The organism is Streptomyces sp. NRRL F-2580, from assembly GCF_000720115.1.
GTDB lineage: Bacteria > Actinomycetota > Actinomycetes > Streptomycetales > Streptomycetaceae > Streptomyces.
Window position 1 is genome coordinate 47,570 of the sequence record NZ_JOIR01000003.1, and the last position, 12,309, is coordinate 59,878.

Consider the following 12,309-nt stretch of genomic DNA (forward strand, 5'->3'; position numbering starts at 1 on the left):
GATGGCTCCCGGCTACCGCCGGGAGGTGCCCCCACCCGCGGGGGCGGGGTTCTCATCCTCAATGATCTCTCCTGTCGCCATGTTGACGGCAGGGCCGGCGGGGACCGCCCCGGCGAGGGCCGCGGCCACGGTCTCGGCCGTCTTGCGTCCTATGCCCGGGACCTCGCAGATCTGGTCGATTGTCGCCTGTCTCAGCTTCTTCACCGAACCGAAGTGCTTGATCAGGGCTTGTTTGCGGCTCTCGCCGAGGCCGGGCACCTCGTCCAGGGGGCCGGACTTCAGGCGCTTGCCGCGCTTGTTGCGCTGGTACTGGATGGCGAAACGGTGGGCTTCGTCACGCACCCGCTGGAGCAGGTAGAGGCCCTCGCTGGTGCGGGGCAGCACGACGGGGTCGTCCTCGCCGGGCAGCCAGACCTCCTCCAGCCGCTTGGCCAGGCCGCACACGGCGACGTCGTCCACCCCGAGCTCCTCCAGGGCCCGCTTGGCGGCGGCGACCTGCGGCTGCCCGCCGTCGACGACGACGAGCTGCGGCGGGTACGCGAAGCGCTGGGGCCGCCCGTCGTCCTCGGGCACCGCGCCCTCGCCGTCCTCGGCCTCCCACTCGCCGGTCTTCAGCTTCTCCTGGAGGTAGCGGCGGAAGCGCCGCGAGACCACCTCGTGCATGGAGCGGACGTCGTCCTGCCCTTCGAACGACTTGATCTGGAACCGCCGGTACTCGCTCTTGCGGGCCAGCCCGTCCTCGAACACGACCATCGACGCGACGACGTCGTCCCCTTGGAGGTGGGAGATGTCGAAGCACTCGATGCGCAGCGGGGCGCTGTCGAGCTCCAGGGCCTCGGCGATCTCCTCCAGGGCCCGGGAGCGGGTGGTGAGGTCGCTGGCGCGCTTGGTCTTGTGCAGGGCGAGGGACTGCTGCGCGTTGCGGTGGACGGTCTCCATGAGGGCCTTCTTGTCGCCGCGCTGCGGTATCCGCAGGCTGACCTGGGACCCCCGGCGGTCGGCGAGCCACTGGCTCAGCGCGGCCGTGTCCTCCGGCAGCGCCGGGACCAGCACCTCCTTGGGGACGGCCTCGCCCTTCTCCTCGCCGTACAGCTGCTGGAGGGCGTGCTCGACGAGCCCGGCGGTGTCGACGGCCTCCACCTTGTCGGTGACCCAGCCGCGCTGGCCGCGGACCCGGCCGCCGCGCACGTGGAAGATCTGCACCGCCGCTTCGAGCTCGTCCTCGGCGACCGCGATCAGGTCGGCGTCGGTGGCGTCGGCCAGCACGACGGCGTTCTTCTCCATGGCCCGGCGCAGCGCCCCGATGTCGTCGCGCAGCCGGGCGGCCTTCTCGTACTCCATCTCCTCGGCGGCCTCGTGCATCTCCTTCTCCAGGCGGGAGAGGTACGTCCCCGTCCGCCCGGCCATGAAGTCGCAGAAGTCCTCGGCCAGTTCGCGGTGCTCATCGGGGGTGACGCGGCCGACGCAGGGCGCGGAACACTTTCCGATGTAGCCGAGCAGGCAGGGGCGGCCGATCTGGGCGGAGCGCTTGAACACTCCGGCGGAGCAGGTCCGTACCGGGAACACCCGGAGCATGAGGTCGACGGTCTCGCGGATGGCCCAGGCGTGTCCGTACGGACCGAAGTAGCGCACGCCCTTCTTCTTGGGCCCGCGCATGACCTGGACCCGGGGGTACTGCTCGTTCATGGTCACGGCGAGGGAGGGGTAGCTCTTGTCGTCCCGGTACTTGACGTTGAACCGGGGGTCGAACTCCTTGATCCACGAATACTCCAGCTGGAGCGCCTCGACCTCGGTGGACACCACGGTCCACTCGACGGAGGCGGCCGTGGTCACCATGGTGGCGGTACGGGGGTGCAGGCCGGCGACGTCCTGGAAGTAGCTGGCCAGGCGCTGGCGCAGGCTCTTGGCCTTCCCGACGTAGATCACCCGGCGGTGCTCGTCGCGGAACCTGTAGACCCCCGGGGAGTCGGGGATCTGTCCCGGCTGGGGGCGATAGCTGGAAGGGTCGGCCATGCCAACCACCCTACTGGCGCGGTCCGACAACGCGCCGCAGCCCTCCGGGCCCGGTCTGCGGATCCGGGCCGTCCGCCGCTCGGGGCTCCCGGGCTCCGCCCGGACCCGTAAAGAACGGGGCTCCGCCCCGGACCCCGTGCCTCAAACGCCGGCGAGGCTGTATTTCAGCCCGTCCGGCGTTTGAGGACCGGGTCGGGGGCGGAGCCCCGGGAAACGGCGAAAGGGCGGGGGGAGCCGCCCACAGGGCCCGGCCGCTGGCCGCAGCCGGACCCTGCTGGTGCGGGGTTACCCCGCAGTCACGGCCCGGCGGCGGCGCAGGCCCAGTGCCCCGGCCCCGCCGAGCGCGAGGGCACCGGCGGCAGCCACCACCCCGCCCGGAATCCCGGCGCCCTCGGCAGGGGCTTCGGCGTAGCCGCCCGCACCGCCCCGCGAGGCATACGCGGAGCCGGGGAGCTTGTCCCCGTAGGCGGCAGCCACCCGGGCCCGGTACCCGTCCAGGCCGGCGCCCCCGGCGCCCACGGCCCGCACCGCGTCCTCGTCCAGCGGCAGCACCCGGCCGCCCCCGGCCACGTACCACGCGTCGATCTGCGGCTCCCGGAACACCGTCCCGCCGGGCAGTTTCTCCGCGCCCAGGCGCGCGTAGCGGAATTCGTCGTCGCCGGTGGCGATGTTCACCACCTGCCAGCCCGCCTCCGTCCGCGCCGTCCACAGCGCGGCCTGCTGCCCGTCGGAGGAGACCGCCTTGCTGGCGAGGAACTCCAGGCGGGCGACGGACGCCCCCGCCCGGCCCGCGACGAAGTCCGGGGAGAGGTGGTTGACCGGTATCGCCTCGCCCTCGATCCGGGGTCGCGCGGCCGTGAGGGAGACCTTGCCCTCCCGGGCGAAGAAGCGGGAGAGCGTGGCGAGGGTGTCGGGTGCGGTGGCCGCCCGCGTGGCGGCGGCCCGGTTCTCGGCGGTGGCGGCCTCGGGCTGCGGCACGGGACCCCCGGGAGCCGCGGCGGCGAGCGGGGCGAGCCCGAGGAGGGCGGTGGCGGCGAGGACCGCGGCGGCGGTGGCGCGCAGGGTCATGGCGGTCACGCCCCGATCCGGTAGAGGGAGTGGGTCCAGGAGAAGGTGCTGTTGTTCACGTACCAGGCGTGCGAGGCCCAGTTGTAGCGGTCGCTGGAGGGCCAGGGGTCGCCCCAGTACACCCAGTTGCTCGCGGTGTCGTAGCCGTAGACGACGTGCATGTGGCCGCCGCCGTTCGACCACTGGATCCGGGTCTCGATCGGCCGGTTGGCGTTGATCTCGCTCTGGACGGTGGAGTACTGGAGCCAGCCGGTCACGTACGAGCCGGGGTTGATGCCGGCCCAGCGCAGTCCGGTCTGGACGTTGCCGAGGGTGGCCTGGTTGTTGGGGCACTCGGAGCCCTGCTGGCGGTTGAAGGCAGCGTTGCAGAACTGGTTCTGGGTGTGGTTCCGGCCGAACCAGGTGGCGATGGTGTTGCCGCCCGCGGCCCAGCACCAGTTGGTCTTCTGCTGCGCCTGCATGGTGATGTTCAGGCGTTTGTAGGCCAGGGCGGAGTCGGTGCCGGTCTCGGCTGCCGTGGCGGTGGCGGTGCCGACGGGCAGGGTGAACAGCACGGCGGTGAGGAGGGCGGCCGGGGAAAGCCGCCGGTTTCGGGTGCGCATCGCGTTCCTCCCGGTGTGGGGAGTGGGGGGTGGAGGAGCGCGTCCGGACGCTGTGGAGGAGCATCGAACAGTTGTCGCGATCAGGTCAACACGCTTCAATACGCGGTGACGTTGCAGTGTGAACGGTGGGGCTGCGGTGTGAACGGTTGCTGTCGTTCCACCTGGTCCCCCGGAGCCTCCGGCGCGATCCTCCGCGCCGACGCGTGTGAACGTTCACAGAGGAGTCGTGATGGCGCCGACGGGGGACACGGCCGAACTCGGCCGGTTGCTGCGCGGCGGCCCCTTCCACCTCGCCCTGCGCGCCGCCCTCGCCGCGCGCGGGCTGCCCCTGCACCGGATCCAGCACCGGCTGGCGGCACGGGGCATCAAGGTCGGTGTCACCAGCCTCAGTTACTGGCAGCAGGGCGCCCGGCGGCCGCGCCACGCGGAGTCACTGCGGGCCGTCACCGCACTGGAGGAGATCCTGGAGCTGCCCGAGGGCGCCCTCCTGCGCCTGCTCGCCGCGCCGGAACCCGGCCCGGGGCCGGCCCGTCCGGCCACCCGCTCGTACCGGGCCCTGTTCAGCATGGGCGCCGCGGTGGAGCGGCTGCTGGACGGGATGGAGCTGCCGCCGGACGGCGGACTGCACTCGCTCGGCCACCACGAGCGGGTCCGCATCGGTCCGGCGGGCGAGCTGCGGGTCCGCGAGTCGCAGCAGATCGTCCGCGCGCACCGCGACGGGGTCGACCGCTACCTCGCCGTCCACCACGGAGACCCGGGCTGCGACGTCTCCCGGATCCGCGTGGCGGCGTACGAGAACTGCCGTACGGGCCGGGTGCGCTGCCATCCGGAGGCCGGGGTGGTGGTCGCGGAGCTGCTCTTCGACGCGCGGCTGCGGCGCGGGGACACCTACGTCTTCGGCTACGGCATCGAGGACGGCACGGGCTCCCGCAGCGGCGAGTACGTGCGCGGCTTCAGCTACGCGGGCGGCCAGTACATGCTCCAGGTCCGCTTCGACGAGGCGGCCCTGCCGGTGCGCTGCCGGCGCTTCGCCCGTACCGGGCCGAAGGCCCCGCGCACGGGCCTCGCGGACCTGACGCCCAGTGGCCGGCACCGGGCGGTGCACCTGGTGGAGCAGACGGTGCGGCGCGGGATCCTCGGGATCAGCTGGGACTGGGAGTGACCTGCGCGGGGTCAGCCCGCGATGAGCTTGCCGTTCTCGGCCCGGACGGGGACGGCGGCCAGCGGGGCGGACGCCGGGCCGCGCAGGACCTTGCCGGTGGCCACGTCGAAGCGGCTGCCGTGGCAGGGGCAGTTGCCCTGACCCTCGACGATCTTGTCGAGGACGCAGCCGGCGTGCGTGCACTGGGCGCTGAACGCCGTGTACCGGCCCTCCGCCGGGCAGCTGACGATCAGCTTCCTCTCCCGGTACAGCTTGGCGCCGCCCACCGGGACGTCGGACGCCGCGCCGAGCTCCACCGGCGCGGTGGGCGTGGCGGGGGTGGCGCTCCCGCTGTTGGTCTCGGTGGAACAGGCCGCGAGCGTCACTCCGGCGCCGGCGGCCCCGGCGAGCGCGGCGGCGCCCTTGAGGACGGTGCGGCGGGCGGCTGACTGCGACGCGGGCATGCGGTTCTCCTGGGGTGCGGGCACGGTGGGGCGGGGTACGGGTACGGCTACGGGCGGAGGCACGGACCGTGCGCGGGCGGAAGCCCGGCCGGGGCACCGGCCCACCCGACGATACCGCCGGCGCATGGGGTACCTTCCCCCGCGTGATCGTCGTCGGCGGAGAAGCCCTCATCGACCTGGTGCCCGCGGCGCGGCCGCCGGGCGCGCTGCTGCCCCGGCCGGGCGGCGGACCGTACAACACCGCGCTCGCCCTCGGCCGGCTCGGCGCCGAGGCGGCCTTCTGCTCGCGGGTCTCGGCGGACGGCTTCGGCGAGAGCCTGCTGGCCGGGCTGCGCGCGGCCGGGGTGGACGTGTCGCTGGTCCAGCGCGGACCGGAGCCGACCACGCTCGCCGTGCCCTCGCTGGCCCCGGACGGCTCCGCCTCGTACGGCTTCTACGTCGAGGGCACGGCGGACCGGCTGTTCACCCTGCCCCCCGCCCTCCCCGACGGGGTACGGGCCCTCGCGCTCGGCACCTGCTCGCTGGTCCTGGAACCTGGCGCGAGCGCGTACGAGGCCCTGCTGCGCCGGGAGTCGCGGCGCGGGCTGCTGACGCTGCTGGACCCCAACATCCGGCCGGCGCTGATCGCGGACCCGGCGGCGTACCGCGCACGCTTCCTGGAGCGGCTGCTTCCGAGCACGACCGTCCTCAAGCTGTCCGAGGACGACGCGGCCTGGCTGGGCGGCGGGGTCCGCGACTGGCTGGCGGCGGGGCCCTCGGCGGTGGTGCTGACCCGGGGCGCGGCGGGCCTGACCGTCTGGACGCGGGAGGGCGCGGAGCACTCGGTGGCGGCCCGCCGGGTCGCGGTGGCCGACACGATCGGGGCGGGCGACACCGTCAACGCCGCCCTGCTGCACCGGCTGGCCGGGGCGCCGGGGCAGCCGGTGGACTGGCCGGACGTCCTGGCCTACGCCGCCCACGCTGCGGCCCTGACCTGCACGCGGGCGGGCGCGGAGCCCCCGTACGCGGCGGAGCTCAGCGGATAGCGGCCCACAGGGTCCCGGCCACGGCCGGGGCGAACTCCTCCACCGGCTGGACCACCTGGGCGCCGGAGAAGTGCAGGAAGAAGGCCCGCTGGAAGCAGGCGCCGAGCAGCAGGGCGGCGGCCGCCGCCGGATCGGCGTCGGCCCGCAGCCGGCCGGCGTCGAGCTCCCGCCGCAGCCGGCCGGCCAGCGCGTCGAGGACCACGTGGGGCCCGGAGCCGATCTTCTGCACGCCCTCGCGGTGGCGGATGAGCAGGGCGGGTTCGGCGAAGAGCGAGGCGGCCATGGGCATGGCGTCGGCGTAGAAGAGCGAGGCGTGCCGGGCGATGTCGGCGAGCGCCTCCTCGACCCCCTGCTCCGCCGGATCGGGATCGGCGTCCAGGGCGGCCATGAGCGGGCCCGCGTTGGGGGTGCGCTCCATCAGCACGCGGACGAACAGCTCCTCCTTGTTCGCGAAGTACTTGTAGAGCGCGGCCTCCGAGCACCCGGCCTCGCGGGCGATGGCCTTGGTGGTGGCGTTGGCCAGGCCGCTGGTGCGCATCAGCTTCTCGGCGGCGTCGAGCAGCCGCTCGGGGGTGGGACGGCTTGACTTCGGGGTGAGCATTCACTCACTCTAAAGGCAAGCAGAGGTGAGTAAACACTCACCCACCCGCATTCCCCTATGTCAGGGAGCCAGGATGAAACTCACGGTGTTCGGAGCCACGGGCGGCGTCGGCCAGGAGGTCGTCAGGCAGGCACTGGCCGCGGGGCACGAGGTCACGGCGGTCGTCCGCGACCCGGCCCGGCTGTCGGTGCCGGCCCACGACCGCCTCCGGGTGGCCGTCGTCGCCGATCTGACGGACGAGGACGCGCTGGTCCCCGTACTGGCGGGCCGATCCGCGGTGATCTCCGCGCTCGGCGCGGCGAGCAACAAGCAGGCCAAGGCGGCCCCGGTGACGGGCCCGGCGGTACGGGCCATCCTCGCGGCGATGGACCGGGCGGGCGTGACCCGCCTCTCGGTCGTCAGCGCGGCCCCGGTCGGCCCGCCGGCGCAGGGCGAGAGCGTGCTCACCCGGGCGGTCGTCTACCCGCTGCTGCGCCGACTGCTGCGCGACCTCTACGCGGACCTCGCGGTCATGGAGGCGGAGCTGAGCGCGAGCGGAGCCGAGTGGACGGTGATCCGCCCGCCGATGCTCCGCGACAAGCCGCACACGGGCACGTACCGCCGCGCGCTCGACGCCAACGTCCGCGGCGGCCGCGCCATCCCCCGCGCGGACGTCGCCGACGCCCTCCTCACCACCCTCACCGACCCGGCCTACACGGCCCACACGGTCGGCGTCGCCTCCTGAGGGCGCTGGGAAATCCAGCCCCGCCGGCGTTTGAGGCGCGGGGGCCCGGGGGCAGAGCCCCCGGCAGCGGCGCCGCAGACGAAGAGGGGCCCGGCCGCGGCCGAACCCCTCCTGCCGAGCTGCGCAGCGGCTACGCCTTGCGGGCCCGCGACGCCGTCTTCTTGGCCGGGGCCGTCTTCTTGGCCGGGGCCGCCTTCTTCGCGGAGGCGGCGGTCTTCTTGGCCGGAGCCTTCTTCACCGCGGCCCGCGCCGGAGGCGTCCCGTCGGAGACCCGGTCCGCCCCCAGGATGTCCCGCAGGAACTTGCCCGTGTGGCTGGCCCCCACCGACGCCACCTGCTCCGGCGTGCCCTCGGCCACCACCAGACCGCCGCCGTAGCCGCCTTCCGGGCCCATGTCGATGACCCAGTCCGCGGTCTTGATGACGTCGAGGTTGTGCTCGATGACGATCACCGAGTTCCCCTTGTCGACCAGCCCCGACAGCACCTTGATCAGCTTCGAGATGTCCTCGAAGTGCAGACCCGTCGTCGGCTCGTCCAGCACGTACACCGTCCGGCCCGTCGACCGCTTCTGCAGCTCGGAGGCCAGCTTCACGCGCTGTGCCTCACCGCCCGACAGCGTCGGCGCCGACTGGCCGAGGCGGACGTAGCCCAGCCCGACCTCGTTCAGCGTCTTCAGGTGGCGCGCGATCGTCGGCACGGCCTCGAAGAAGCCCAGCGCCTCCTCGATCGGCATGTTCAGGACCTCTGCGATGGACTTGCCCTTGTAGTGGACCTCCAGCGTCTCCCGGTTGTACCGGGCGCCGTGGCACACCTCGCACGGGACGTAGACGTCCGGCAGGAAGTTCATCTCGATCTTGATCGTGCCGTCGCCGGAGCAGTTCTCGCAGCGGCCGCCCTTCACGTTGAAGGAGAAGCGGCCCGGCAGGTAGCCGCGCACCTTCGCCTCCATCGTCTCCGCGAAGAGCTTGCGCACGTGGTCGAAGACACCGGTGTACGTGGCCGGGTTGGACCGCGGGGTCCGGCCGATCGGCGACTGGTCGACGTGCACGACCTTGTCGACGAGGTCGTCCCCGTCCACCCGGGTGTGCCGCCCCGGCACCGAGCGGGCGCCGTTCAGCTCGCGCGCCAGGTGCGTGTAGAGGATGTCGTTGACCAGCGTCGACTTGCCCGAGCCGGACACGCCGGTCACGGCCGTGAGGACGCCCAGCGGGAAGGACACGTCGATGTCCCGCAGGTTGTTCTCCTTGGCGCCGTGGACCGTGAGCCTGCGCTCGCCGTTCACGGGCCGGCGCACGTCCGGGATCGCGATGGAGCGCTTGCCCGACAGGTACTGCCCGGTCATCGACTCGGTGTTCTTCAGCAGGTCCTTCAGCGAACCGCTGTGCACCACCTTGCCGCCGTGCTCACCCGCGCCCGGGCCGATGTCGACGACCCAGTCGGCCACCTTGATGGTGTCCTCGTCGTGCTCGACCACGATGAGCGTGTTGCCCATGTCCCGCAGCCGGACCAGCGTCTCGATCAGCCGGTGGTTGTCCCGCTGGTGCAGGCCGATGGAGGGCTCGTCCAGCACGTACAGCACGCCGACCAGGCCGGAGCCGATCTGCGTGGCGAGCCGGATGCGCTGGGCCTCGCCGCCCGACAGGGTGCCGGCGGCCCGGTTGAGCGAGAGGTAGTCGAGACCGACGTCGACGAGGAAGCGGAGCCGCTCGTTGACCTCCTTCAGGACCCGCTCGGCGATCTTCTTGTCGCGGGCGTCGAGCCGCATCCGTCCCAGGAAGTCCGCGCACTCGCTGATCGACATGGCGGCGACCTCGGCGATGGACTTCTCCATCACCGTCACGGCGAGCACGATCGGCTTGAGGCGGGTGCCCTCACAGGTCGGGCAGGGAACCTCGCGCATGTAGCCCTCGAAGCGCTCGCGGCTGGCGTCGCTCTCCGATTCCGCATGCCGCCGCTTGACGAACGGCACGGCCCCCTCGAAGGCCGTCGTGTACGCCCGCTCGCGCCCGTACCGGTTGCGGTAGCGGACCTCGATCTGCGTCTTGTGCCCGTAGAGCAGGGCCTTCTTCGCGCGCGCCGGCAGCCCGGCCCACGCGATGTCGGTCCGGAAGCCCAGCTCCCCGGCGAGCGCGCCGATCAGCCGCTGGAAGTAGTCCTTGGTGTGGCCGAGCGACCACGGCGAGACCGCGCCCTCGTCCAGGGACTTGTCCTCATCCGGAATGATCAGCTCGGGGTCGACCTCCATGCGCGTGCCGATGCCGGTGCACTCGGGGCAGGCGCCGAAGGGAGAGTTGAAGGAGAAGGAGCGCGGCTCCAGCTCCTCGAAGGAGAGGTCGTCGTACGGGCAGTAGAGGTGCTCGGAGTACATCCGCTCACGCTCGGGGTCGTCCTGGGCGAGGTCGACGAAGTCCAGGATCACCATGCCGCCGGAGAGGCCGAGGGCCGTCTCCACGGAGTCGGTGAGCCGGCGCTTGGCGCTGTCCTTGACGGTCAGGCGGTCGATGACCACCTCGATCGTGTGCTTCTCCTGCTTCTTCAGGGTGGGCGGCTCGGAGAGCTGGATGGTCTCCCCGTCCACCCGGGCCCGGCTGTAGCCCTTGGTCTGCAGGTCGGCGAAGAGGTCGACGAACTCGCCCTTGCGCTCGCGCACCAGCGGCGAGAGCACCTGGAAGCGGCTGCCCTCGGGGAGCGCGAGCACCTTGTCGACGATCGCCTGCGGTGACTGCCGCGAGATGGGGCGGCGGCACTCGGGACAGTGCGGCTTGCCGATGCGGGCGAAGAGGAGGCGGAGGTAGTCGTAGACCTCGGTGATGGTGCCCACGGTCGAGCGCGGGTTGCGCGAGGTGGACTTCTGGTCGATCGAGACGGCCGGGGAGAGGCCCTCGATGAAGTCGACGTCGGGCTTGTCCATCTGCCCGAGGAACTGGCGTGCGTACGACGAGAGCGACTCGACGTAGCGGCGCTGGCCCTCGGCGAAGATCGTGTCGAAGGCCAGGGAGGACTTGCCCGAGCCGGAGAGTCCGGTGAAAACGATGAGTGAGTCGCGGGGCAGGTCGAGCGAGACGTTCTTCAGGTTGTGCTCGCGAGCGCCACGAACGATGAGACGGTCGGTCACGCCGGTCCGCACCTTTCTTGAGAGAGCGGGGGCACGGGCCCCCGTCCCAGGGTATGGGGGGCGCCTCTGCGGTGGAGATGGAGTCTGGACTTCGAGCGTATAGCACGCACATTCGATTTACGGCACTCCGAAGACCTCTTCACCCGATCGTGTGGCCGAAGTCCCGGGACCACTAGGCTCGACTCATGACTGATCATGTGCACGACCTGCGATCTGTACGTGAAGCCACGGACCGGCTGCTGACCGCAGTCGCGAAAATGGACGACGCGGCCCTCGCCGAGGAGTCACATCTCCCCGGCTGGACGCGCGGCCACGTCCTGGCCCACCTCGCGCGCAACGCCGACGCCCTGGTGAACGTCTTCGAGGGGCGCCCGATGTACGAGAGCGCCGCCTCGCGCGACGCGGACATCGCACGCGACGCCGGCCGGCCCCTGGAAGAACACCTCACGGACCTCCGTGATTCCGGGGCCCGCTTCCTCGCCATTACGGAGCCCGACCAGGACTGGTCCCGCACCGTCGAACTGCGCAACGGCATCACCGACCTCGCCGCCAACGTGCCGTTCCGCCGCTGGGTCGAGGTCGAGCTGCACCACGTCGACCTGAACATCGGCTACGAGCTCGACGACCTGCCCGCGGAGTTCACCGACCGCGAGATCACCTTCCTCGCCGACCGCTGGTCCGCGCGCCCGGAAGTGCCGCCGACGGCCCTGGTCACCACCGACGGGCGGACCTGGCGCACCGGATCCGCCGGGGAGCCCGTCGTGACCGTGTCCGGCACCGCCGCCGGCCTGCTGGCCTGGCTGGCCGGCCGCGGCGACAAGGGCGCCTCCCTGACCACCGCGGGCGGCCCCCTGCCCGAGCTCCCGCCGCTCTAGGATCAGGACATGACGTACACCGGAGAGGTCAAGGTCGGCGGTCCGGCCGACGTGCACGAGCTCGCGGACCTGATGATTTCCAAGGTCGCGGTGGGCCCCATGAACAACAACGCGTACCTGCTGCGCTGCCGGGCCACCGACGAGCAGCTGCTCATCGACGCGGCCGCCGAGGCGGACACGCTGCTGAGCCTGATCGGGGACGACGGCATCGCGTCCGTCGTCACCACCCACCGGCACGGCGACCACTGGGGCGCGCTCGCCGAGGTCGTCGCGGCGACCGGCGCGCGGACCTACGCGGGTGCCCAGGACGTCGAGGGCATCCCGGTGGCGACCGACGTGGCCGTGGCGGACGGGGACACGGTCCAGGTCGGGCGGGTCAAGCTGACCGCCCGCCACCTGGTCGGACACACCCCCGGCTCGATCGCCCTGATCTACGACGACCCGCACGGCCACGCGCACGTGTTCACCGGCGACTGCCTCTTCCCCGGCGGCGTCGGCAACACCCAGGGCGACCCGAAGGCCTTCGCGAGCCTGATCGACGACGTGCAGCACAAGCTCTTCGAGCAGCTGTCGGACGAGACCTGGGTCTACCCGGGCCACGGCAACGACACCACGCTCGGCGCGGAGCGTCCGCACCTGGCCGAATGGCGCGAGCGCGGCTGGTAGCCGGGGCGACGCGTC

General features: G+C 72.3%; 11 protein-coding genes. 5 read left to right on the forward strand and 6 right to left on the reverse strand.

Annotation, left to right across the window (positions count from 1 at the left end; translation table 11 throughout):
* Window positions 1-12: 12 nt before the first annotated feature.
* The 3 genes from uvrC to IF88_RS0103285 all read right to left on the reverse strand — a co-directional run bounded on the left by uvrC (window position 13) and on the right by IF88_RS0103285 (window position 3,683).
* Window positions 13-2,013 carry an excinuclease ABC subunit UvrC gene (gene uvrC, locus IF88_RS0103275; RefSeq protein WP_030707028.1) on the reverse strand — a complete coding sequence of 667 codons (2,001 nt, stop codon included), beginning with the start codon at window positions 2,011-2,013 and terminating at the stop codon, window positions 13-15.
* 285 nt (window positions 2,014-2,298) lie between these two features.
* Complete coding sequence (locus IF88_RS0103280; RefSeq protein WP_030707030.1) at window positions 2,299-3,090, reverse strand: hypothetical protein; 792 nt, start codon at window positions 3,088-3,090, stop codon at window positions 2,299-2,301.
* Window positions 3,087-3,683 (reverse strand): papain-like cysteine protease family protein, encoded by a 597-nt coding sequence (locus IF88_RS0103285; protein WP_030707032.1) that lies wholly within the window; start codon window positions 3,681-3,683, stop codon window positions 3,087-3,089. Before IF88_RS0103285 ends, IF88_RS0103280 begins: the two co-directional genes overlap by 4 nt.
* Window positions 3,684-3,912: 229 nt before the next feature.
* Between IF88_RS0103285 and IF88_RS0103290 the strand changes: the two genes are divergently transcribed.
* On the forward strand, window positions 3,913-4,845 hold the full coding sequence (locus IF88_RS0103290; protein ID WP_030707034.1) for a hypothetical protein: 933 nt from the start codon (window positions 3,913-3,915) through the stop codon (window positions 4,843-4,845).
* Between the two features lie 11 nt (window positions 4,846-4,856).
* On the opposite strand, the gene IF88_RS0103295 is transcribed toward IF88_RS0103290, so the two are convergent.
* Window positions 4,857-5,288 (reverse strand): Rieske (2Fe-2S) protein, encoded by a 432-nt coding sequence (locus IF88_RS0103295; RefSeq protein WP_030707035.1) that lies wholly within the window; start codon window positions 5,286-5,288, stop codon window positions 4,857-4,859.
* A 143-nt stretch (window positions 5,289-5,431) separates the two neighbouring features.
* Here IF88_RS0103295 and IF88_RS0103300 point away from each other — a divergent pair, with 143 nt between their 5' ends.
* Window positions 5,432-6,313: a carbohydrate kinase family protein gene (locus IF88_RS0103300; protein WP_030707037.1), complete on the forward strand. Its 882-nt coding sequence runs from the start codon at window positions 5,432-5,434 to the stop codon at window positions 6,311-6,313.
* Here IF88_RS0103300 and IF88_RS0103305 read toward each other — a convergent pair.
* Window positions 6,303-6,914: a TetR/AcrR family transcriptional regulator gene (locus tag IF88_RS0103305; RefSeq protein ID WP_030707039.1), complete on the reverse strand. Its 612-nt coding sequence runs from the start codon at window positions 6,912-6,914 to the stop codon at window positions 6,303-6,305. The two genes, IF88_RS0103300 and IF88_RS0103305, sit on opposite strands and share 11 nt — an antisense overlap.
* Before the next feature lie 73 nt (window positions 6,915-6,987).
* Between IF88_RS0103305 and IF88_RS0103310 the strand changes: the two genes are divergently transcribed.
* Complete coding sequence (locus IF88_RS0103310; RefSeq protein WP_030707041.1) at window positions 6,988-7,638, forward strand: NAD(P)-dependent oxidoreductase; 651 nt, start codon at window positions 6,988-6,990, stop codon at window positions 7,636-7,638.
* A gap of 130 nt (window positions 7,639-7,768) precedes the next feature.
* Here the strand turns inward: IF88_RS0103310 and uvrA are convergent, their stop codons facing one another.
* The gene (gene uvrA, locus IF88_RS0103315; RefSeq protein ID WP_030707043.1) at window positions 7,769-10,753 is read right to left on the reverse strand and encodes an excinuclease ABC subunit UvrA; all 2,985 of its coding nucleotides are present in this window, start codon (window positions 10,751-10,753) and stop codon (window positions 7,769-7,771) included.
* 185 nt (window positions 10,754-10,938) lie between these two features.
* Between uvrA and IF88_RS0103320 the strand changes: the two genes are divergently transcribed.
* Window positions 10,939-11,628, forward strand: coding sequence for a maleylpyruvate isomerase family mycothiol-dependent enzyme (locus tag IF88_RS0103320; protein WP_030707045.1), 690 nt, complete (start codon window positions 10,939-10,941; stop codon window positions 11,626-11,628).
* Window positions 11,629-11,637: 9 nt separating this feature from the next.
* Complete coding sequence (locus IF88_RS0103325; protein WP_030707047.1) at window positions 11,638-12,294, forward strand: MBL fold metallo-hydrolase; 657 nt, start codon at window positions 11,638-11,640, stop codon at window positions 12,292-12,294.
* Window positions 12,295-12,309 lie beyond the last annotated feature (15 nt).

Bases quoted from the DNA above. Each gene is read 5' to 3' on its own strand.
- uvrC (WP_030707028.1), bottom strand. From the start codon at position 2,013: ATGGCCGACCCTTCCAGCTATCGCCCCCAGCCGGGACAGATCCCCGAC.
- IF88_RS0103285 (WP_030707032.1), bottom strand. From the start codon at position 3,683: ATGCGCACCCGAAACCGGCGGCTTTCCCCGGCCGCCCTCCTCACCGCC.
- IF88_RS0103290 (WP_030707034.1), top strand. From the start codon at position 3,913: ATGGCGCCGACGGGGGACACGGCCGAACTCGGCCGGTTGCTGCGCGGC.
- IF88_RS0103295 (WP_030707035.1), bottom strand. From the start codon at position 5,288: ATGCCCGCGTCGCAGTCAGCCGCCCGCCGCACCGTCCTCAAGGGCGCC.
- IF88_RS0103305 (WP_030707039.1), bottom strand. From the start codon at position 6,914: ATGCTCACCCCGAAGTCAAGCCGTCCCACCCCCGAGCGGCTGCTCGAC.
- IF88_RS0103310 (WP_030707041.1), top strand. From the start codon at position 6,988: ATGAAACTCACGGTGTTCGGAGCCACGGGCGGCGTCGGCCAGGAGGTC.
- IF88_RS0103320 (WP_030707045.1), top strand. From the start codon at position 10,939: ATGACTGATCATGTGCACGACCTGCGATCTGTACGTGAAGCCACGGAC.
- IF88_RS0103325 (WP_030707047.1), top strand. From the start codon at position 11,638: ATGACGTACACCGGAGAGGTCAAGGTCGGCGGTCCGGCCGACGTGCAC.